Annotated in this window: 20 protein-coding genes and 1 tRNA gene; 16 read left to right on the top strand and 5 right to left on the bottom strand. The window is 62.1% G+C overall.

What is annotated here, in order from left to right:
• From AAF555_07760 to AAF555_07710, 11 genes are all read left to right on the top strand, one after another.
• Entirely contained in the window at positions 1-327 is a 327-nt protein-coding gene (locus tag AAF555_07760; GenBank protein MEM6911466.1) for a DUF1844 domain-containing protein, read from the top strand.
• Positions 324-857, top strand: coding sequence for a hypothetical protein (locus tag AAF555_07755; GenBank protein ID MEM6911465.1), 534 nt, complete (start codon positions 324-326; stop codon positions 855-857). The genes AAF555_07760 and AAF555_07755 overlap by 4 nt, the downstream gene beginning before the upstream one ends.
• The gene (locus AAF555_07750; protein MEM6911464.1) at positions 854-1,426 is read left to right on the top strand and encodes a hypothetical protein; all 573 of its coding nucleotides are present in this window, start codon (positions 854-856) and stop codon (positions 1,424-1,426) included. Before AAF555_07755 ends, AAF555_07750 begins: the two co-directional genes overlap by 4 nt.
• A gap of 42 nt (positions 1,427-1,468) precedes the next feature.
• Positions 1,469-2,299, top strand: a complete 831-nt coding sequence (gene lptB / locus AAF555_07745; GenBank protein MEM6911463.1) for an LPS export ABC transporter ATP-binding protein — start codon at positions 1,469-1,471, stop codon at positions 2,297-2,299.
• A gap of 70 nt (positions 2,300-2,369) precedes the next feature.
• Positions 2,370-2,978, top strand: coding sequence for a ribosome-associated translation inhibitor RaiA (raiA, locus tag AAF555_07740; GenBank protein ID MEM6911462.1), 609 nt, complete (start codon positions 2,370-2,372; stop codon positions 2,976-2,978).
• A gap of 5 nt (positions 2,979-2,983) precedes the next feature.
• On the top strand, positions 2,984-3,943 hold the full coding sequence (gene hprK / locus AAF555_07735) for an HPr(Ser) kinase/phosphatase (GenBank protein ID MEM6911461.1): 960 nt from the start codon (positions 2,984-2,986) through the stop codon (positions 3,941-3,943).
• A gap of 72 nt (positions 3,944-4,015) precedes the next feature.
• On the top strand, positions 4,016-4,288 hold the full coding sequence (locus AAF555_07730) for an HPr family phosphocarrier protein (protein MEM6911460.1): 273 nt from the start codon (positions 4,016-4,018) through the stop codon (positions 4,286-4,288).
• An 83-nt stretch (positions 4,289-4,371) separates the two neighbouring features.
• Positions 4,372-6,168, top strand: a complete 1,797-nt coding sequence (gene ptsP / locus AAF555_07725) for a phosphoenolpyruvate--protein phosphotransferase (GenBank protein MEM6911459.1) — start codon at positions 4,372-4,374, stop codon at positions 6,166-6,168.
• 159 nt (positions 6,169-6,327) lie between these two features.
• Positions 6,328-6,412, top strand: a tRNA-Leu gene (locus tag AAF555_07720).
• A gap of 62 nt (positions 6,413-6,474) precedes the next feature.
• Positions 6,475-7,188, top strand: coding sequence for a ubiquinone/menaquinone biosynthesis methyltransferase (locus AAF555_07715; protein MEM6911458.1), 714 nt, complete (start codon positions 6,475-6,477; stop codon positions 7,186-7,188).
• 66 nt (positions 7,189-7,254) lie between these two features.
• Positions 7,255-7,722 (top strand): superoxide dismutase [Ni], encoded by a 468-nt coding sequence (locus AAF555_07710; GenBank protein ID MEM6911457.1) that lies wholly within the window; start codon positions 7,255-7,257, stop codon positions 7,720-7,722.
• A 215-nt stretch (positions 7,723-7,937) separates the two neighbouring features.
• Here the strand turns inward: AAF555_07710 and AAF555_07705 are convergent, their stop codons facing one another.
• Both AAF555_07705 and recA read right to left on the bottom strand, forming a co-directional pair.
• Entirely contained in the window at positions 7,938-8,555 is a 618-nt protein-coding gene (locus AAF555_07705) for a hypothetical protein (protein ID MEM6911456.1), read from the bottom strand.
• A 327-nt stretch (positions 8,556-8,882) separates the two neighbouring features.
• Positions 8,883-9,950, bottom strand: coding sequence for a recombinase RecA (gene recA / locus AAF555_07700; GenBank protein MEM6911455.1), 1,068 nt, complete (start codon positions 9,948-9,950; stop codon positions 8,883-8,885).
• A gap of 76 nt (positions 9,951-10,026) precedes the next feature.
• On the opposite strand from recA, the gene ribD reads away from it, so the two are divergent.
• Positions 10,027-11,067 carry a bifunctional diaminohydroxyphosphoribosylaminopyrimidine deaminase/5-amino-6-(5-phosphoribosylamino)uracil reductase RibD gene (ribD, locus tag AAF555_07695; GenBank protein MEM6911454.1) on the top strand — a complete coding sequence of 347 codons (1,041 nt, stop codon included), beginning with the start codon at positions 10,027-10,029 and terminating at the stop codon, positions 11,065-11,067.
• Positions 11,064-11,615 carry an HAD-IIIA family hydrolase gene (locus tag AAF555_07690; protein ID MEM6911453.1) on the top strand — a complete coding sequence of 184 codons (552 nt, stop codon included), beginning with the start codon at positions 11,064-11,066 and terminating at the stop codon, positions 11,613-11,615. Before ribD ends, AAF555_07690 begins: the two co-directional genes overlap by 4 nt.
• Positions 11,616-11,624: 9 nt before the next feature.
• Here AAF555_07690 and mnmG read toward each other — a convergent pair whose 3' ends face one another.
• Complete coding sequence (mnmG, locus tag AAF555_07685; protein MEM6911452.1) at positions 11,625-13,496, bottom strand: tRNA uridine-5-carboxymethylaminomethyl(34) synthesis enzyme MnmG; 1,872 nt, start codon at positions 13,494-13,496, stop codon at positions 11,625-11,627.
• A 182-nt stretch (positions 13,497-13,678) separates the two neighbouring features.
• On the opposite strand from mnmG, the gene AAF555_07680 reads away from it, so the two are divergent.
• Positions 13,679-14,758: a heparan-alpha-glucosaminide N-acetyltransferase domain-containing protein gene (locus tag AAF555_07680; GenBank protein MEM6911451.1), complete on the top strand. Its 1,080-nt coding sequence runs from the start codon at positions 13,679-13,681 to the stop codon at positions 14,756-14,758.
• A complete protein-coding gene (locus tag AAF555_07675; protein ID MEM6911450.1) occupies positions 14,746-15,816 on the top strand; it encodes a heparan-alpha-glucosaminide N-acetyltransferase domain-containing protein in 1,071 nt (356 codons plus the stop codon). Before AAF555_07680 ends, AAF555_07675 begins: the two co-directional genes overlap by 13 nt.
• 249 nt (positions 15,817-16,065) lie before the next feature.
• Here the strand turns inward: AAF555_07675 and mutS are convergent, their stop codons facing one another.
• Positions 16,066-18,546 (bottom strand): DNA mismatch repair protein MutS, encoded by a 2,481-nt coding sequence (mutS, locus tag AAF555_07670; GenBank protein ID MEM6911449.1) that lies wholly within the window; start codon positions 18,544-18,546, stop codon positions 16,066-16,068.
• 53 nt (positions 18,547-18,599) lie between these two features.
• Positions 18,600-19,994, bottom strand: a complete 1,395-nt coding sequence (locus AAF555_07665) for a tetratricopeptide repeat protein (GenBank protein MEM6911448.1) — start codon at positions 19,992-19,994, stop codon at positions 18,600-18,602.
• 204 nt (positions 19,995-20,198) lie between these two features.
• On the opposite strand from AAF555_07665, the gene AAF555_07660 reads away from it, so the two are divergent.
• Entirely contained in the window at positions 20,199-20,816 is a 618-nt protein-coding gene (locus AAF555_07660) for a hypothetical protein (GenBank protein ID MEM6911447.1), read from the top strand.
• Position 20,817: the final 1 nt, after the last annotated feature.

Raw genomic sequence — 20,817 nt, 5'->3', positions numbered from 1 at the left:
ATGGCATCTGAAAGCGAGTCCGAGAGCTTGAGCGAATTTTCCCGCTTTGTGATCGCCCACACCCAAAACACGGGCTTGGCGCTCGGGCAAATCCCCCACCCCACGACCGGGGAAACCGCCGTCAACCTGCGGATGGCGCGGCGGATGATCGACCAACTCGCCATGCTGCGAGAAAAAACCGCCAACAACCTCGACGCCCCCGAAACGCAAGTCCTCGCCCTGGGCCTGGACAATCTCGAAAAGCTCTATTCCCAGGTCGAACAGTCGCAAGCCAGGCCGGCCGAGGAGCCAGCCCTCCTCACCGAGCAAGAGGAGGAAGAGCTGTGAAGGGAAGCGGGCTCTTTTGGCTGCTATGGCTGGGAGGGGCCCTGGCCGAAGAAGGCCCCCAGCCCCATCCAGAGCGCCACCAAGCGCCCCCTCTGCCGCTGCTCCTGCCCCAGGCCGCGACCCGCGCGGCCGAGAAGCAGCCCAACCTGCTCGACTCCCAGCTGGTGGCCATGTTGCCCTTGGATCGGCCCTCCCGCGGGGTCGTCATCCCGCGCTACGAGGACAATGAAGTCCGCTCCGTCTTGAAAGCGGCCACCGTCACCCGCGTCAGCCCTCACGAGCTCACCATCTCCGGGCTGGAAGTGGAATTTTACGACGAGGGCTTGGTGGCCGAGCCCAGCTCCCGCGTCCTGGTCGAGGCCGCCACCTTCGACCTGCGCAGCAATCTACTCCGAAGTGAGAGCCCGACCATGATCGTGAGCGGCGACATGATCACCCATGGCGTGGGCGTCCTTTTCAACCAAGCGACGGGCGAGGTTCGCCTCCTAAACGATGTCCGCTCGACCCTCTTCATTCAAAGCGCCCCATGACCCTGCGACTCTACGCTCCACTGCTTCTCCTCTTGGCGAGCCCTCTCCGGCTCCCAGCCCAGGAACCCGCAGCGGGAGAAGAAATCCTCATCGAAAGTCGGAGCCTGGAAGCGCTCCCGGAATCTCGCACCGTCATCTACGAAAAAGACGTCTCGGTCGAATACCCTGCCGAGAACCTCTGGGTGGACTGTGACAAACTGGTAGTGGTTCGGAAAGTGGCCGGCGACCCAGAAGAAGCCGCTCCCGAGGCACCAGGCGAGGGCGGGATGGCCTTGGAAAAAATCGTGGCCGAAGGGCAAGTCCGCATCCGCCGCAAGAACCTCGAGGGCGAAATGCAAATCGCGCTCGCCGGGCGGGCCATCCTGAACCCGGAGACCAAAATCGTCACCCTCGTGGGCTGGCCGGAGCTCTACTCCGGACCGCAACACCTCAAGGCCACCTCCGAAGGGACCCTCATCTACCTCTTGGAAAACGGCCGGCACAAGGTGGAGGGCCCCGCGGCCACCCGGCTCGTGCCGGTGGAAGAGCGGCCCGCCGAAGTGGGCGGAGATTCGCCCGAGAAAGATTGACGCCGCCCGCCCTCGGGTGTTGTTTGAAGGTCGCTCCTCACCATGGTCCCTGCCGATTCCGCCCCGAAAAAGACTCGCCCCTCAGGCGGCCTCCGTGCGCAGGGCCAATCGGAAACGAACCCAGCCGAGAGCCCGTCTCCGGAAGGCCCCTGGCTGCTACGCACCTCCCAGTTGGTCAAAATTTACAACGGGCGGCGGGTGGTCAATGGAGCGGACATCCGGGTGGGAGATGGCGAGATCGTGGGCTTGCTCGGCCCCAACGGCGCCGGCAAAACCACCACCTTTTACATGATCGTAGGCCTGGTGGCGCCCGATGGGGGCCAAGTGACCTTCTCGGGGCGGGACGTGACCCACGTCCCCCAGCACGTGCGCGCCCGCTACGGCATGGGCTACCTGCCGCAGGAGGAATCCATCTTCCGCAAAATGACCGTGGAAGACAATCTCCTGGCCATACTCGAAACCCGCCCGGACCTCACGGGTGCCGACCGCCGGGCCGAATGCCAAGCGCTCCTTCGGCGCTTCGGCATCCAGCACATCGCCAAAAACATCGCCATGACGCTTTCCGGCGGCGAGAAACGCCGCCTCACCATCGCCCGCTCGCTCGTGACCAACCCCCAGCTCCTCATGCTGGATGAGCCCTTCAGCGGGGTCGACCCCATCGCCGTCCGCGAGATCCAGGAAATCATCCGCGAACTCCGCCAAGAAGGCTTGGCCATCCTCATCACCGACCACAACGTGCGGGAAACGCTCGACATCGTGGACCGCGCCTACCTCATCTTTGAAGGCCGGGTGCTGCGCGAGGGCTCGAGCGAATTTCTGATCAATGACGAGCTGAGCCGCGAACTTTACCTCGGGGCCGACTTCCGCATGTGAAATCACCTGCTGCCAACCCCAACCCCAAGCCCAACCCAAGCCCAAACTCAGAACGAACGGAGGAAACACCATGCAAACCAGCAATGTCAACGTCGCCATCACCGTCACCGGAAGACACAAAGACATCACCGCAGAGATGCGCGAGTATGCCCAACAAAAGATCGAGGGCCTCCACCTCGACTACCCGAAGATCATCGAGGCCAAGGCCATCCTCGACATCTCGAACTACCGCCAACTTTGCGAAATCATCCTCTTCTGCGCCAACCACATCACGATCGAGGCCACCAGCGAGCACGAGAACATGATGGCCTCCATCGACGAGACGATCTCCAAGATCGCACGCCGCATGCGCAAGCACAAAACCCGTCTTCTGAAATCCCACCGCCCCCGCAAGCACGAAACCATCCGGGCAGTGGCGGAGGCCGTCTATCACCAGGCCGTCCTCGAATCGAGCGAAGCGGAGGCCGCCGAAGCCGCGCCGGCCGACCCCGTGCCGCACATTGTGCACAAAGAGCACTACCGGCTGAAGCCGCTCTACGTGGAAGAAGCCATCATGGACTTGGAGCTGAGCGAACGCTCCTTCGTGCTCTTCAAAAATGCCGAGACTGGTCGCCTCTGCCTCCTGCACCAGCGGGCTGACAAAGACTACGGCCTGATCGACGCGGGCGAAGAAAGCTAACTCCCATGGCGAAGCCGGAAAAAGCCCCCCGCTACACCGTGCGCGACTTCTTCGAAAGCCACGCCGAAGAGCTGAAGCTCACCCAGCTGGCCTCCTCCAAGAAAGGGCTCAAACGCGAGATCAAAGAGCCGACCGTCAATCGCCCTGGCCTGGCGCTCTCCGGCTTCTTCACCTACTTCGCCAAGCGGCGGATCCAGGTCTTGGGGAACTCCGAAATGTCCTACCTTCGGACCCTCCCGGCGGAGCGACGAAAAATCCGCTTCACCGAACTCTGCCAGCGGAACATCCCCTGCCTCATCATCGCGCGGAAAATGGAAATGCCGCCCGATCTGCTGGCCATCGCCGAGGAATTCGGCATCGCCGTCCTGCGCACCAGCATGATCACCATGAAATTCATCAACCTGGCCACCCTCCGGCTGGAATGGGACTTCGCCCCCACCGCCTTGGAGCACGGCTGCATGGTGGACGTGCGCGGCATCGGCATCTTCATTCGCGGGAAGAGTGGGTCGGGGAAAAGCGAAGCAGTGCTCGGCCTGCTGGAGCGCGGTTGGAGCCTGGTGGCCGATGACAGCGTGCGCTTTCGCGCCGTCGGCCAAGAGCTCATCGGCAGCGCCACCGAACTCGGCAAAGCCCACATGGAGGTCCGCGGCATCGGGATCATCAATACCACCAACCTCTTCGGCATCGGCACGCTGCGGCTGCGCAAAAAGCTCGACCTGGTCGTGACCCTCCTGCCCGCCAAGGACCTGAATGAAGTGGATCGCTTCGGGAGCGTGGGCCGCAGCATTTCCATCTTGGAAGTGGACGTGCCGCACGTGGAACTGGCGGTGGCCCCTGGTCGCGACACCGCCCGCATGATCGAAGTGGCCGCGCTCGACCAAAAGCTGAAAGACTTCGGCTACGACGCGGCCGAAGAATTCAACAATCGACTCATCGCGCTCATGCAAAGTCAGACTCGCGATTGACCCGCCCTCAAAAAGGCGAGTTTGACGGCGGGCCGATTCTCCCCTTAGTAACGACCGTCAGACGCAGCGGCTATGGTCAAAAAAGAATTCACCATCTCGAACAAACTCGGCCTCCACGCCCGGCCCGCCGCCATGTTCGTGAAATTGGCCAATCGCTTCCAAGCTGAGATCTGGGTCGAAAAAGACGGCGAGCAAGTCAATGGCAAGAGCATCATGGGGCTCATGATGTTGGCTGCAGGTCATGGCTCGGTCATCGAAGTCACCGTCGAAGGAGAAGACGAATTGGCCGCGCTCGACGCCGTGGCCTCCCTCGTCGGCAGCGGCTTCCAGGAAGACGCTGCCTAACCCCCTCGGACTGCCCACCCGCGGGCCGCGCCGGTAGATTCCAGCTTTCAAGCCCCCTCATTCTGCCCTATGAGTGAGGCGGTATGATGGATTCGGGGACTTCAGAGACGAGCGTGGCCCCCGCTGAGATGGCCCTCCAGGGTCTGGGCGTCTCCCCCGGCATCGCGCACGCCAAGGTATTCCTTCCCTGGAAACCTCATCTCGAGCCCGAGCCGGAAGCCATCGGCGAAGAAGACATCGAAAGCGAATTGGCGGCCTTTGAGCGGGCCCTCCTGCGCACCCAGCAGCAGCTGCAAGACCTCCAAGCGCAAATCGCGGGCTCCAGCGGAGGGAAAGAAGTGAGCGGCATCTTTGAAGCCCACCTGCTGGTGCTGCAAGACCAGACCATTCTCTCCGAAGTTCACCAACGCCTGCGCCAAGAACGGGTCCGCATCTCGGCCATCTTCTTCCAGGTCATGAAGCGCTACGCCGGGCTGCTCAAGAACATCGACGACCCCTACCTCCGGGAACGGGCCGTCGACATCGAGGACGTGGTCCAGCGCGTGCTGCGAAATTTCAGCGACCGGCCGGAGGAACACCACCAACTCTCGACTGGCGAAGGCGAATACATCTTGGTCGCGCACGACCTCACCCCCTCCGACACCGCCACCCTCTCGCCCGAGCAAGTGCAAGGCTTTGCCACCGAAACCGGCAGCTACACCTCGCACACCGCCATCATGGCCCGCTCCCTCGGCATCCCCGCCGTCGTCGGGGTGCATGGTTTGGTCGGTCGGCTCAAAAATGGCGATGACGTGCTCATCGATGGCTACCGCGGCCTCGTGGTGCTGAATGCGGGCCCAGAGCGCGTGGCCGGCTACCGTAAGCTGGAAGAAAAACAGGCCGCCCTCCAAACCCGCTTGGACGAAATCCGGGACGAGGACGCCATCACGGCCGATGGCCAGAAAATCATCCTCTCGGCCAACCTCGAATACCGACACGAAGCCCCCCTCCTGGCGAACCACGGCGCGCGCGGCATCGGGCTCTACCGCACGGAATTCTTCTACTTGAGCGAGGACCACTCGCCCGATGAAGAAGCCCAAACCAAGGACTACCTCCGGGTGGCCCGCTCGGCCCAGCCGGACGGCGTCATCATCCGGACCTTTGACATCGGGGGGGACAAATTGGACAGCCAGCGCGGCCGCGACCCCGAACCCAACCCCTTCCTCGGTTGGCGGGGCATCCGCGTCTCCCTGGCCGAAGAAGACGTCTTCCGGCCACAGCTCCGGGCCATCCTCCGGGCCAGCGCCGTGGGCCAAGTCGGAATCATGTTCCCGCTCGTCTCGGGCTTGGAGGAGCTCCGCCGGTCGAAGGCCATTTTAGAAGAGTGCAAAGAAGAGCTGCGCCAAGGCGGAGAAGCCTTCGACGAAGAAATTGAAACCGGCGTCATGATCGAAGTGCCGAGTGCCGCCCTCATTGCGGATGTCCTGGCCCCGGAAGTGGACTTCTTCAGCTTCGGCACCAACGACCTCATTCAATACACCATCGCGGTCGATCGCATCAACGAAGCCGTGGCCGACCTTTACGACCCCTTCCACCCGGGCGTCGTCCGCCTCATGGCCTCGGTCAAAGAAGCCGCCGTGAAAGCGGGCATCTGGGTCGGGGTGTGTGGAGAAATGGCCAGCGACCCCATCGCGACCCCCCTCCTGGTCGGGCTGGGGATGGACGAACTCTCGGTCGCGCTCAATCAAGTCCCACGGATCAAACTGGCCATCCGCCGGTTGGAGGCCGCCCAGTGTCGCCGCCTGGTGGCCGAACTCCTCCCCCTGGGAGAACGGGCCCTCATCCGCGAGCGCCTGCAAGAGCTGGCCCGCCAAGCCTACCCCGAATTGTTCGCGCTCTGATACCAAGCTCCAGAATTCACTGGAAGAATGGAGGGAAGGTGATGTAGGGAAGAGGCGCTGAAGCGCGGGGAAGGAAGAGCCGGTGTCTTTCGAGGCGGGCGCGGAAGGCGCTTTTTGGTTGTCAAGACCGGGAGGCAGTGGTTCACTCCCGGCCGCGCTGCTCACGTGGCGGAATTGGTAGACGCGCATGATTCAGGTTCATGTGGGGCGACCCGTGGAGGTTCGAGTCCTCTCGTGAGCACCATTTTTTCTCGGCGCGGGGAGGCCAGGGCGCTCTGGCAGAGGCCGATCACGTATCGAAGGAGGATGCAGGACCAGGACCCCGAATTTGTGCACCGCGCCTTCTCCGGCATCGCGGATCGCTACGTGGTGGCCAACCACGTGCTGAGCGGGGGCATCGATCTTCTGTGGCGGCGACGCGTGGCCCGCATCGTGCGGGCCCGGCTGCCCGGACGGATTCTCGACCTCGCCACCGGCACAGGCGACCTCGCCCTGGAACTCCAACGTCAAATCCCCCAGGCCGAGATCCTGGCCAGCGATTTCTGCGAGCCCATGCTGGCCCACGCCCGCACGCGCGGGCTCGAGACGCTCTTGGCCGATGCCCTTGCGCTCCCCTTGGAGGACGAGGCCTTCGATGCGGTCACGATCGGCTTTGGCCTGCGCAATCTCGCCTCCTGGGAAAAGGGCCTTCAAGAAATGGCCCGGGTCCTGCGCCCCGGCGGCACCTTGGTGGTGCTCGACTTCTCCCTGCCCGGCCCCTGGCTCCGGCCCGCCTACCGCCTCTACCTTCACCGGATCCTCCCCCTCTTGGCCAGGGCCCTGACCGGCAAAAAAGAAGCCTATCAATACTTGGGCGACTCCATCGAACGCTTCCCGAGCGGCCCAGCCATGTGCCAGCTCCTGCGCCGCAACGGCTTCGCCGAAGCCCACGCCCAAGCGCTCTCGGGGGGGATCGCCAGCCTCTACACAGCTACCACCCCCGCTCCCGCCCAGGTCGCCAGCTCCCCCGCCCTTGCCTAGAGAGGGGGAAACAAGGCACGAGATCGTCCTCGCTTTTGAAGAAGCCGCGGTTTACTTCTCCTTGGTATGAAACTTCTGCTTTCCACTCTCGCCCTCCCCCTCGCCTGGTGCCTGCTGCACCCGCCCCAGGCCTCCGCCCATTGCCAAGTGCCCTGTGGCATCTTCTCGGATGAGGTGGAGTTCAAAAAACTGCTGGAGGCCCACACCACCATTGCGAAAGCCAACCGCGAATTCGCGAAACTGCTGGAAGAAGACGGTGTCCTGGCCGCCAACCAGGCCACCCGTTGGATCCTGACCAAGGAAGAGCATTGCGCCAAGATCATGACGAGCGTGGCGGAATACTTCTTGGCCCAACGGATCAAGCCGGACGCGGAGAACTACCAAGAAATGCTCCTAGCCGCGCACACCACCATGCGGGCCGCCATGAAGGCGAAGCAAGATCCCAGCGAAGAAGTGGCCAAGGCCCTCCAGGACGCGATCCTCCAGCTCTACCAGGCTTACATGGGCAAAGCGATGGAGCTGGCGGAGCACTAATACCAAGCTGCAGAATTGGCTGGTAGAATGGCCGAGTGGATTTCGGGCCAGACCAAGGCGCGACGAGGGCGCGGTGCAGGCACCGTAACCGAGGAGCAACGCAGGGCTGGCTCCAAAGACTCCGGCTCTTCCTTCCCCGCGCTTCAGCGCCTCTTCCCCACACCTCCTTCCCTCCATTCTTCCAGCCAATTCTGGAGGTTGGTATAAGGGGCGCTTCAAAGAAGCACCGGAACGCGCGGTCGGGTGAGATCGCCCAGGCCGAAGAGCTTTTCTCCCAAGTCGCCCAGGTAGCCCAGGGTCTCGGGGGAAAGGAGTTCGATGATTTCGTCCAAGGCCTCGCCACTGAGACAGAAAGGGAGGCCTTGGAAAAGGAGGTCGCCCTCGACGCAGAGACCGCAAATTTGGTATTCCTGAGAGCGTTCCCGAGGGGTGTCCTTAAAAAGGCAGCGAGCCAGCCAGGGCTCGACCGTGGGGTCGTCCTGCCGCAAAAGACTTTGGCTGCGTGCCTCCAAATCGACGTGTTGGTGGAAGTAGCCTTCCAAGCGCTCGAGAGACTCTTCCGAGTAGGCCTCTCGATGGCGTTGGCAGCACTCCATACAAAGCGCATACTCAAAGACCACCTCGTCCGGAGCGTCTTCCACTCGTCGGAAGGCCTTCTCTACCAGGTAGGGAGCATTGCCCTCCAGGAGAGAGCAGCCACAATCCGAGCAGGTGGAAAAGGGCGCGTCCTGCTCGAAGGACCAGAAAATCGGAGGGAGGGGGGCGAAGCGGCTGGAGACAAAAAACTCCTCGTCCCCGCCTTCTGCTTCTTCTGAGGCATCGTTCTCGGCCATCCTGGACTATGGGCTGGTTTGGCTGCGCTGCATGAAGAAATCGAGGCCCCAAAGGTGGCCCAGAGGTAGCTTATACCAAGCTCCAGAATTCACTGGAAGAATGGAGGGGAGGTGTTGTGGGGAAGAGGCGCTGAAGCGCGGGAAAGGAAGAGCCGGTGTCTTTCGAGCCAGCCCTGCGTTGCTCCTCGGTGTTTCTTCGGAGGGGGGCGAAGGCTTGGGAGAAAACTTTGAGGGCGGCTTGGGGGTGCCTTGAAAGGATGATGCCTGGGAGGAGGCTCTGGCCCTGCCAAAAAAACCGTCGAGGTTCTTGGGCGAGCGGGCGCCGCTCTAGGAGGCCTTGGCCATCTCTTCCTTCACTAATTTCTCGATCTCGGCGTAGAGCTTGGGATCGGCCTTGAGTGCTTCCTTGGCGCCATCGCGGCCTTGGGCCAGTTGGTTTCCCTTGTAGCTGAACCAGCTTCCGCGCTTTTGCACCAGGTCGAATTCCTGGGCTAGGTCGAGCAGGGAGCCGACCGAGGAGATGCCCTCATTGTACATGATGTCGAACTCGGCCTCGCGGAAGGGGGGAGCCACCTTGTTTTTGACCACCTTGATCTTGGTCCGGTTTCCCTGCACGGTGCCGTCGGTGTTTTTGATCATGCCGATGCGGCGGATGTCGACCCGGACCGAGCTGTAGAATTTGAGGGCCCGTCCACCGGGGGTGGTTTCCGGGCTGCCAAACATGACGCCCACCTTTTCCCGGATTTGGTTCGTGAAGACGCAGACGGTGCGGGCCTTGGCGATGAAGGAGGTCAGCTTCCGCATGGCAGCGCTCATGAGCCGGGCCTGCGCGCCCACGGTGGAATCCCCGATCTCCCCCTGGAGTTCTTGTTTCGTGACCAAGGCCGCGACCGAGTCCAGCACGATGACGTCGAGCGCGTTCGAGCGCACGAGGGTCTCGCAGATTTGGAGGGCTTCTTCGCCCGAGTTGGGCTGGGAAACCAGCAGGTCATCCATGTGCACGCCCAGGCGCTTGGAGTATTCCGGGTCGAGCGCGTGTTCCACATCGATGAAAGCAGCCAAGCCGCCCGCTTTCTGCGCTTGGGCGATGGCGGTCAAAGTGAGGGTGGTCTTCCCCGAGGATTCTGGGCCGAAGACTTCCACGATCCGGCCGCGCGGGAAGCCGCCCACTCCGAGGGCACGGTCGATCAGAAGATTCCCGGTCGGGATGGCATCGACATCCACCCGGTGATCATCCCCCATCCGCATAATGGAGGATTCGCCAAAGTCTTTGTGGATCTGATTGATGGCCAGATCGAGGTTCTTGAGCCGGGCCTGCTGGATTTTTTCCTTTTCCTTATCGACGGCCGCGGGAGGCTCGGCTTGTTTCTTGGTGGTTTCCTGTTTGGCAGCCATAGGAATGCAAATGTAGCGATTCTTTTATGGCAATCCAAGGGGAAACGCAACTGTTCATTTGAGTAATTTTTTAGTTATGGCAACCACCGCGGATGAAAAATGGATGAAACTGGCTCTTTCGGAGGCGGAGAAGGGCTGGGGCTTGACGGCCCCCAACCCCCCTGTGGGTGCCATAATCGTTCACAATGAACGAGTTGTGTCAAAAGGCTGGCACGCCTTCGCCGGGGCACCCCATGCGGAGATCGTGGCGCTCGAGGAGGCGCGGAAGTCGGGTCAGTCCGTGGAGGGGGCCACCCTTTACGTGACCCTGGAGCCGTGTTCGACCGAGGGCCGGACCGGCGCCTGCACGGAGGCCATTCTGAGCTCGGGGATCGCGCGGGTGGTCTGGGGCTCGACCGATCCCCACCCTGGTCACCAAGGAAACGCGTGTTCGATCTTGGAAAGCGAGGGACTGACCACGACGGCTGGGGTGGCGGAGAAGGAGTGCGACCGCATCCTGCGGGGATTTCGCAGCCGGGTGCAAAGGGGGCGTCCCTGGGTCGTGGGCAAGATCGCCCAATCCCTGGATGGCCGCATTGTGCGACCGGGCGATGAGGGACAGTGGCTGACCGGGGAATCGGCCCGTTTCCAGGTCCAAATGCTGCGCGCCAAGGCCGATGCCATTGTCACCAGTGGCACCACCATCCGGCAAGACGACCCCTCGCTCACCCTGCGCATTCCCCATCCTTACGGTCACAAGAATCAGCCCTGGCGCATCGTGCTCAGTCGCAGCGGCGAGGTGCCGGAAACTTCCCGCGTTTTCAATGACGATTGGGCGGAGCTGACCAAGTTGTTCCATGTGGAACACCCGGCCGAGGTCTTTCAGGAGTTGGGGCGGATGGACTGCAATCAGGTTTTGGTCGAGGCCGGCGGGCAATTGTTGGGGCGGCTTTTGCGGGACGAGTTGATCGATGAATTGATCGTCTTTTCCGCCCCGCTTCTCTGCGGAGTCGGCCTTTCTTCGGGTTTCTCGGGCTTGGGCTCCCTCCCTGGCTCCATCGTGCTGGATGAGGTCAAGGTCCAGGCCTTCGACCAGGATGCTTGCGTCCAGGGCCTGGTTCGCTACCCGGAGCCATGAGTCGACCGGCTGTCTTCTTTGATCGGGACGGCGTCCTCAACGATCCGAGGGAACACTATTATGTCACTTCTTGGAAGGACTTTCACTTCCTGGAGGGCGCTTGCGAGTTGGTCCAGCTGGTCAAGGCGCGGGGTTGGTTGGCGGTGCTGGTGACGAGCCAAAAGGCGGTCGGCAAGGGGCTCCTCAGCTTGGAGGGGTTAGCCGAGATCCATGCCCGCTTGCAAGAAAGGCTGGAAAGCGGCTTCGGGGTGGCCTTCGATGGGATCTACGCCTACACCGGGGCCGACGACGAGGGGCGCGGGGCCAAACCCAAGCCGGATTTGGTCTGGGACGCGGCCGAGGCTTTGGCCATCGATTTGGACCGGTCCTGGGTGCTGGGTGATTCCGATCGGGACATCGCGATGGGGCAGCGGGCCGGTCTCGCCAAGACCCTTCGGGTGCTCTCTGCCGGGCGGGAGGCGGGGGTGGAAGCGGACGAGACCTTTTCCTCGGTGGCGGAGGCGCTGGCGTGGTTTCGAGTTCATTTGCCCGAGGTCACCCCTATCTGAGGAGGGCCGTCAGACCGCTTGGCGGGCCAGCTTTTCGAGATAGACGGCCAGGACCGAGACATCGGCTGGGGTGATGCCGGAGACGCGGGCGGCTTGCCCGAGGGTTCGCGGCTGGATCTCGGCCCATTTCATCTGGGCCTCTTTTTTGAGGCCACTAATGGCGGCGAAGTCGAGCCCGCCCGGGATGGCGCGGTGCTCATTCCGATCGGCCCGGGCCACCATACCTTCTTGGCGACGGAGGTAGCCTTCGTATTTGAGGTCGGTCTCCAGCAGTTGCCAGATTTCCCCCGCGAAGCGAGCCCGCAAAGCCGAGGGCAGGGTGGCGACGGTGTTTTCTGGTCGACGAAACCACTTGGCCAGCGGGAGGTCCTCGACCTTGGCCTCCCGTTCGGCGAAGTGGCGGGCGGCCGCCAGTTGGGAGGCTTTTTCTTCGGTGTGGCGGCAACGGGTCTCCTCGATCAAGCCCCATTCGGCCGCCTTGGGGGTCAGCCGGAGGTCGGCGTTGTCTTGGCGCAGGAGAAGACGGTATTCGGCCCGGCTGGTGAAGAGGCGATAGGGTTCGGTCACGCCCTTGGTGACGAGGTCATCGATGAGCACGCCGAGGTACCCCTCCGAGCGGGAGAGGGAAAAGGCGGGCTTGCCTTGGAGCTGGAGCGCGGCATTGGCCCCGGCCAGGAGACCTTGGCCGGCGGCTTCTTCGTAGCCCGAGGTCCCATTGATCTGGCCCGCGAAGTAGAGTCCCCGCACCCGCTTGGTCTCGAGAGTGGGCGAGAGCTGGGTCGGTGGGCAGTAATCGTATTCCACGGCGTAGCCCGGGCGGAGGATCTCGGCCTTTTCCAAGCCGGGGATGGAGTGAAGGAAGGCTAGCTGGATGTCGAAAGGCAGGGAGGTGGAGACGCCGTTGACGTAGTATTCGTTGGTGTGGCGACCTTCCGGCTCGAGGAAAAGCTGGTGCCGGTCCCGATCGGCAAACTTGACGACCTTGTCCTCGATCGACGGGCAATAACGGGGTCCGACCCCCTCGATGAGACCCGCATAGAGGGGCGATTGATCGAGATTCGAGCGGATGATTTCGTGGGTTTCGGGTCGGGTGTAGGTGATCCAGCAGGGCATTTGTTCCACGTGGAACGAGGGGTCGGCCCAGCGATTGAGGGTGAAGAGTTCGTCGCTCTGGCCCTCGAGGGTGTGGGAGAGGTAGCTGAAGAGGGCCGGCTGGGAGTCGCCATCTTGGCGCTCGCACTGGGAAAAATCGATGGAACGGCCGTTGAGGCGACAGGGCGTTCCGGTTTTGAAGCGGGCGATTTCAAAACCCAGGTCCTTGAGGCTGTCTGAGACGGTGGAGGTGGCGTCGCCCATGCGACCGCCGACCTGGTTTTGTCGCCCCACGTGCATCAAGCCCCGCATGAAGGTCCCCGAGCAGAGTATAACGGCTCGGGCCCGGTATTCCAGGCCCAGCCCGGTCCGCAAGCCTCGGATTTCATCCTTCTCCACCAGCAGTTCCGCCACGTTCCCTTGGTGCAGTTCCAGGTTGGGGGTGTTTTCCAGGACCCACTTCATGCGGAATTGGTAGGCTTTCTTATCGCACTGGGCCCGCGGCGCCCGCACGCTGGGGCCTTTGCGGGCGTTCAGCAGGCGGAACTGGATGGCGGTGGCATCTGTGTTCAAGCCCATGGCCCCGCCCAAGGCGTCGATTTCTCGCACCAGGTGCCCTTTGGCCAGGCCCCCGATGGCAGGATTGCAGGACATCTGGGCCACGGTGTCCAAGTTTTGGGTCAGGAGGGCGGTGCGACAGCCCAGACGGGCGGCCGCCAGGGCCGCCTCCACGCCGGCGTGTCCAGCGCCAATCACGAGAACGTCGTAGGGCGTGGGGTAGACAAACATGAGCTTCGGAGAAAAGAACGATACGCGATCCGTCAAGTCGGCGGTCGAGGGGCGGCCGCCTTCTTGGACCGGCTCCCCGTATTTAGTATTGTAACAGGTTATCAAAGCCTCCTCCAAGCTCTCTTTAATTCTTCCGTGAAGAGAGGCGCGGGCTATGCTTTGGGGGACAGGAAATTTCTGTGGTGACGGATTGCTCTTCCATTTCCAGTGAGACGGAGGCCCCGCGTCGACGGGTCGATTTCATCGACGCCCTGCGCGGTTACGCCATTCTCATGATGCTTCAGGGTCACACGGTGGATGTGGTGCTCTGCGAGAGCTGTCGCAAGCCGGAGCATTTCGCCTACTTTCTCTGGGATCGTCTGCGCGGCTTGACTGCCCCCACCTTTTTCTTCGCGGCCGGCTTGATCTTCGCCTATTTGCTGTTGCGAGAGGAAGCGCGGGCGCCCGGTTCGAATGCTCGTCTCGGGAAGGGCTTGTTGCGGGTCGTTTGGCTGCTCGTTTTAGGGTTTTTGGCGCAGTTTCATTTTTATGATCTCGAACGGATTTTGCGAGGGGCGCCCGACCGCTGGGAGTTTCTTTCCTCTTCCCATGTGCTCCATAGCATTGCGCTCACTCTTTTGCTGATTCTGGGGGTGTTTTGGTTGGTCCGTCGGGGTCCCCGCCATCTGGCACTGCTGGTCTGGCTCGGGGTGGGGCTGCTCAGTTTTCTTTTGGCGGGTTTTATTGCTCCCTGGAGCCCATCGACTTTTCCGTGGACCTGGATCAGCCTTTTCACCTCGCGAGAGACGGCTTACTTCGCGCTCTTTCCTTGGGCCGGATTTGGCTTGGCGGGGGCGGCCTTTGGTGGGCTGCTCTGGGTCACCCGCTGGCATGAACGCGGGTGGTTCTCCGGCAGCCTGGCGGGGGTGGGAGCGATTCTTTTACTGGTCTGTGCGCCTTTTGGTGGAGAGCACGGTTGGCTGACTTTCCGCTTGGCGGCCGGCATTTTTCTTCTGGGACTGGTGGGGCTGCTTTGTCTGCGAGGTTGGATGCCGGAATTTGTTCTGCGGGCTGGCCGAGAGACGCTGACCCTCTTTCTCCTGCACGTGGTGGTGCTTTACGGTGGCTTGACCGGCTACGGTCTCCATTTGCTCTGGCCGAGGGAACTGGGAGCGGGGCCGACTCTTCTGCTGGCGCTTTCGATGGTGGCGTCCTTCGCGCTCTTGGCTTGGCATCTCCCGACTTTGCGCCGATGGTGTCCCCCTCTGCGATGGATCCGGTAGACCAGCCGTCCCCGACCAAGGAGAGGGTGGTCTTCATCGATTACCTTCGAGGCTATGCCATCCTCATGATGTTGCAGGGCCACACCGTGGACATCCTGCTCCAGGATGCTTACCGGGACAATGCTTACTGGCTGTATGCCTTCTGGAACCACATGCGGGGCTTGACCGCGCCCCTTTTTTTCTTCTCCGCCGGGCTCATTTTCACCTTTCTTCTCCTAAAGGGCGAGGAAGCCGAAGACGGCCTCAACCCACGCCTAGCCAAGGGACTTCGCCGGGGGCTTTGGCTGCTGGTCTTGGGCTTTTTGATCCAGACCAGTTTCGCCGGGCTCGGGCGCTTGGCTCAGGGCCAGCTTTCCGGTTTCGCTTTTCTCTCCTACACGCACGTGTTGCATACCATTGGGATGACCCTCCTTTTGATCGTGGGCTTGTTTTTCTTGGTCCGAAGGGCCCCGTTCTGGACCATCCCGACTCTTTTTGGGAGTGCGGGTTTTCTGTTCTTCGCGCTCTCTGAGGTGATCGGTGCCTGGCGCTCGGATTCCTTTCCCTGGGTCTTGGTGAGCCTTTTCACCAATGAGGAGCAGGCCATCTTCGAGCTGTTTCCTTGGGTCGGTTTTGGTCTTTTCGGGGCGGCCTTCGGCTGGCTCCTCTGGAAGACGGCCTGGTATCGAAGCCTCCGCTTCCACTTCGCTTTGATCGTCCTGTCCTTGGTGCTGGCGCCCTTTCACAATTTCTTTCCCGGGGGCGAGGGCTTTGCCTGGTTTCGCTTCTTTGAGAGCTTCCTGGTCATTGGCACCGTGGGAGTCCTGAGCCAAGTGGAGTGGCTCCCGGGTTTCCTGGCCCGTTGTGGCCAGGAGACGCTGGGCATCTATGTCCTGCACGTGATTCTGCTCTACGGCGGGGTCACGGGCTTTGGCTTGGCCCAGACGGGGCTGCGACGAGCCCTCGAACCGGCACCCACTGCTGGCTTGGCCTTGTTGGTGGTCCTTCTCTTTGTTTTGCTAGCGGTCTCCCTGCCTGCCCTGCGGTCCCGCTTTCCTCTCTTAAAGTGGCTGCGCTAAATGACTCTTTGTGAATAGTCTGCGAACTGATCGGGGGCTGTCTTGGGAACAAGTTGGCGGACAACTTCCAACAAGTGACAGGAAGGTCGTGCTCTGGCCGGTTGCTGGCTCGGGAGAGGACTTGTGCCGGCTTCTTTTCCCAGCTTTTTCTTCTGCAAGTGGTTCACGGTGAGGGGGTGAGTGTTCTTGCTGCACTTGTTCACGCCATGAAGAAGAAGAACATTTCCAGGCCAAGAATAACTTCTTTCATCAAGTCTCGCTTCCGAAGAGCCCCAGCTCGGGATGGGCTAGGGGTTGGAGAGGGGCCTTCCCTTTGGCTGGGGAGGGGCGGAGGGGTGCCGAGGGTTGGTCCCCTTCCAGCTGGGCCAAGAGTTCTCGGGCTCGTTCGATGACGCTTTCAGGAATCCCGGCCAGGCGAGCGACTTGGATGCCGTAGGAGCGATCGGCTGCTCCCGGCACGATCTTGCGCAGAAAGATGATGCGCTCCTTCCATTCGCGCACTGCGACATTGAAGTTTTGGCTGGCTGGGCAGGTCTCGGGCAGGGCCGTGAGCTCGTGGTAGTGGGTGGCGAAGAGGGTGCGGGCTTGGTTGTGGCTGTGGAGATGCTCGGCCACGCTCCAAGCGATGGAGAGCCCATCGTAGGTGCTGGTGCCGCGACCGATCTCATCCACGATGACGAGGCTGCGTTCGGTGGCGTTGTTTAGGATGAGGGAGGTTTCGTTCATCTCGACCATGAAGGTGGAGTGCCCGCGGGCGAGGTCATCGCTCGCTCCCACTCGAGTGAAGATTTGGTCCACCAGGCCGATCTCGGCCTCGGCCGCGGGGACGAAGCTGCCAATTTGCGCCAGGAGGGTGAGGAGGGCCACTTGGCGGATGTAGGTGGATTTGCCGGCCATGTTGGGTCCGGTCAAAAGGAGGAGACGCTGGCGCTCGGCTTCGAGAAGGGTGTCATTGGGCACGAAGGGGTCTTCCATTTCCTGCTCCAGCACCGGATGGCGACCCTCCACGATCCGAAGATCGCGAGAGTGATTGAGCTGGGGGCGGCAGTAATGCCATTTGCGGGCGGTTTCGGCCAGCGATTGCAGCACGTCCACTTCCGCGATGGCGCGGGCCGCCTTTTGGAGGGCCTCCAAGTGAGCGATGGCGCGGGCTCGCAGCTGGAGGAAGGTTTCGTATTCGAGAGCCTGGGCTCGTTCATCCGCGCCCAGCAGGACGCTTTCCCGCTCTTTCAGCTCGGTCGTGATGAAGCGCTCGGCGTTGGCCATGGTTTGCTTGCGCAGGTAGTCTGCGGGCACTTGGTCGAGATGGGTTTTGGTGATCTCGATGAAGTAGCCGAAGACGTGGTTGAACTTGACCTTGAGCGACTTGATGCCCGTGCGTTCGATTTCCTGGGCTTGGAAGCGCCCGAACCATTCCTGGCCTTCACGGGCGGCGTCCCGCAGTGTGTCGATGTCTTCATGGTAGCCATCCCGGAAGAGACCTCCTTCCTTCGGCGAGACGGGCGGCTGCTCCACCAGGGCCCGCTGGAGTTCCTGGGATAGTTCCGAGAAATCGCCGAGGGCGGCGCACAATTGCTGGGCCCGTTCCGCCGGGGGAAAGAGGGTTTTGAGCTGCTGCGCCACGGTCGGCAAGACCAAGAGGGAGCGGCCGAGTGCCCCGAGGTCCCGCGGATTGCCGAGACCTTGGCTGAGGCGGCTGGAGATGCGTTCGATGTCTTTGATCTCGCGCAGGGTCTCCCGGAGCTTGGCTAGAACGAAAGGTTCTTCCACCAGAGTTTGCACCACGTCTTGTCGATTCCGCAAGGCGGAGAGGTCGCGCAAGGGGTGGAGAATCCAATGGCGCAGCATCCGGCTGCCCATGGGGGTGAAGGTTTCATCGATGGCTTCCAAGAGGGTGGGCTGCAGGGAGCCCTTGCGGGGAACCAGATCGAGATTGCGCTGGCTGGCGCGATCCAGCCCTACGAATTCCTCGCTTCGGTAGGGTTGCAGGGAGCGGAGGTGGTCGACTTTTTGTCGCAAGAGCAGCTTGAGGTAGTGCAGGATGGCGCCGGCTGCTCCCAGACCCGCTTCCATTTCGCTGCAACCAAATCCATCCAAGGAGGCGACGCCGAAGTGCTCTTGCAGCAGGTCGCGAGCGGCCTCGGGGAGGAAGGTGTAGCCATCTGTTTCCGTGGCTTGCTCGAAGGCGGGCAGCCCGTTCGGGGCATCGCTTTTTAGAAGCTCGGCCGGGCTGAGGCGCTCGACTTCGTCTTCCAAGGCCTGGACTTGAGTGAACTCCGTCACGCGGAATTCGGCCGTGCTGAGATCGACGAAGGCCAGGCCAAAGAGGCCCGCGTGCTGGTAGACGGCGGCCAGGTAGTTGGCCCGCTTGGCGGGCAGCAGGGCGAGATCGCTGAGCGAGCCCGCACTCAAGATCTGGCGGACCTCTCGCTCCACGATTTTTCCGGCTTGCGGTTCGCTGGTTTGCTCGGCGATGGCGACGCGACGGCCGGCCTCAATCAGTTTCCCGAGGTAGGCTTCGGCCGCGTGGTGGGGCACCCCGCACATGGGAACCTCATTCCGCTTGGTCAGGGCCACGTTCAGCAAGCCGGCCGCTTGCTTGGCATCCTCGAAGAAGAGTTCATAAAAGTCGCCCAAACGGAAGAAGAGCAGGACGTCCTCGGGGAGCTGCCGACGGAGGCGGAGATACTGCCGCATCATCGGCGTCTCCTTGGCGTCCTGGCTCCCCATGCGCCTATCTTATACCAAGCGACAGGATAACCTAGTGGAAGGGTTGTTCGGTCTCAGGCGTAGCTGGACTCGACCCGTTCGGCGACGTCCCGGTAGCCATAGTCCGCTTCGTAGATCTGCTTGAGGCACTCAAGGGAGTCTTCCTTGCGGTCCATTTTCTCGTAAAGCAGGCCGAGGATGTAGAGCAGGTCCTTTTTCATGGAGTCCATGACTTGGAGTTCGCCGAGGGCTTCGGTGAGCTGCTTGGCCGCCAGGTCGAGCATGTTCTTAGCCTCATAGCATTTGCCCAAGAGCAGCATGGCTTTGATCTTGATCGAGGGATTGTTCTTGGCCCGCTGGAGGTGCGGGATGGCCTCGGATTCGCGACCCGCCGCGAAGAGGTATTGCCCGAGATCGAAGCGCAGTTGGGGATCGGTGGGGTTGCGCTCCACTCGCTCCTCGGCTCCCGCGATCAATTTGGTGGCGCGTTCGCCCTTCAGGGTTTCCAGCTCGGCCTTTTTGGCGTCGCGGGTGGCGTCGTCCTTCGCTCCCGCGATTTCCGCTTCCAAGGAGATCAACTGCTGCTCGGAGACTTTTTCTTCCGCGTAGGAGATTTTGCGTTCGAGGGAGGTGTCCCCATCGCTCAAATGCATGGCCCAGCTGTAGAATTGGTGGGCTTCGGACCACTGTTCCAGTTGCTCGTAGAGGTCGGCCACTTGCTTGACGACTTTGAGGTCGTTTTGGTCCGCGGCGTAGCGCTGAAGCAGGGTGTCGAGGCGCTCTTGCTTCTGTTCCCGCGTCATGCCGGTGCGGCTGGCGGCTTCCATTTCCTGGGCCTCGGTGTTGTCCTTTTGGAGGTCGCGGAAGGAGGCGGTTTCCCAGTTTTGCTTCGCCATCGAGGCGCGGGCCGAGGCGTCTTTGGCCCCTTTGACCGCTTCCAGGTCGGTGGGATCGATGGTGGCGATCTCGCTGTAAATCTTGGAGGCTTGCTCGGCCTCGTTTTGCTCCAGGTAGTGCTGGGCGAGCTTGTGGAGGTGCTTGGTGGCCTTGGGATGGCCTTCGCGAATGGTTTCGAGGGCAAAGGTGGCCACCTCCACCTGCTGGTCCGCCAGGGCGGCTTCGTAGAGCACGAGATTCGCCTCGGGGTGATGGGGCTCGGTTTCGAGGACCTTTTCAATGGCCGCGATGGCCCCGACCGGATCTTTTTTCACCTGGCCCTTGATCCGCATGAGAGAGAGGCCGCCGCCGCCGCCACCTCCTCCGAGGAAGCCCTTTTTCTCGCCCTGTTTTTTCAAGACCGCGGCCCGGCGCAAAGCGCGGCGACCATCGAGGAAGCCCGGATGCTGGGCCACGAGGTGCGAGAGCAATTTGATGGCGTAGCCGTAGTTTTTGATTTCGATGGCGCTTACTCCCTTGAGCCAGTTGGCTTTTACATCCTGAGGGAGATCGTTTTCGGTGAGAGTGGACATGGGGTTCCTAGGGGGATCGGTGACTTTGAACGGGGGCGGCGGGGAAAGTCGTTCCCCCGCCGAGAAAGGCAAGCGGTAGATCGGTCCCCGGCCAGCGCCAAGCTGAAAATGCCGTGGCTCGTTCTCGGCCTCGGCCCCGTGAGCGCCTGCTAGAAGCCACCATTGGCCCTTGCTGAGAGCTGGGTTTCCGGCTCTTCTTGGCGGATGCGCGTGGTCGCCCTTTGTCTCCCCCTTTTTCTGCCCTGCCTGGTGGGCTGTCAATCCACCACCAGCGGCGAGGTCCGGTTCCACACCGAGACTTCGGCCGCTTCCGGGCCCAAGCTGTCCTTCCCGGCCGAGACGCCGGTCGGCCAACGCTTCTTCAGTAGCCAGGCCGCCATCACTCCCCGGCACTATTCGTGGTTCCAACCCTTTCGCGAGGCGGGCATGCCGACCCAAGGGGCGGTCTTCAAGCTGAACAATTTCGGCGAGCTGATCCTGCGCGACATCACGACCCAGGCCAATGGGACCTTCCTGCTGCCAACCGTGAATGAGGTGCCGAAGGAGGCGGTTTTCATCGATGGGCGAGTCGACGATGGGATCGTGGTGGTCTGGAGTGGCCTGACGGAGAAAGAAATCAAGAGCATCGGCAAAAGCGTGGTCATGAAGCCAGCCGCCAGCTTGCCCGCTCCCGCTGGGTTGCCGAGTGGGGGGGCGGCCCTGCCTTCCTTGGCCGAGCCGGGCTTGGCGCCCGCGGCGGGAGGCCCCTTCCCCGGGCCGACGGCCTCGCCCAGTGTCTTCGAGGGACGAACGATCGATCGGCGACCGCTCTTTTCTCGGTGAG

This window comes from Verrucomicrobiota bacterium, from assembly GCA_039027815.1.
Taxonomy (GTDB): Bacteria; Verrucomicrobiota; Verrucomicrobiia; order Verrucomicrobiales; family JBCCJK01; genus JBCCJK01.
This window is presented reverse-complemented; position numbering and strand designations above follow the sequence as displayed.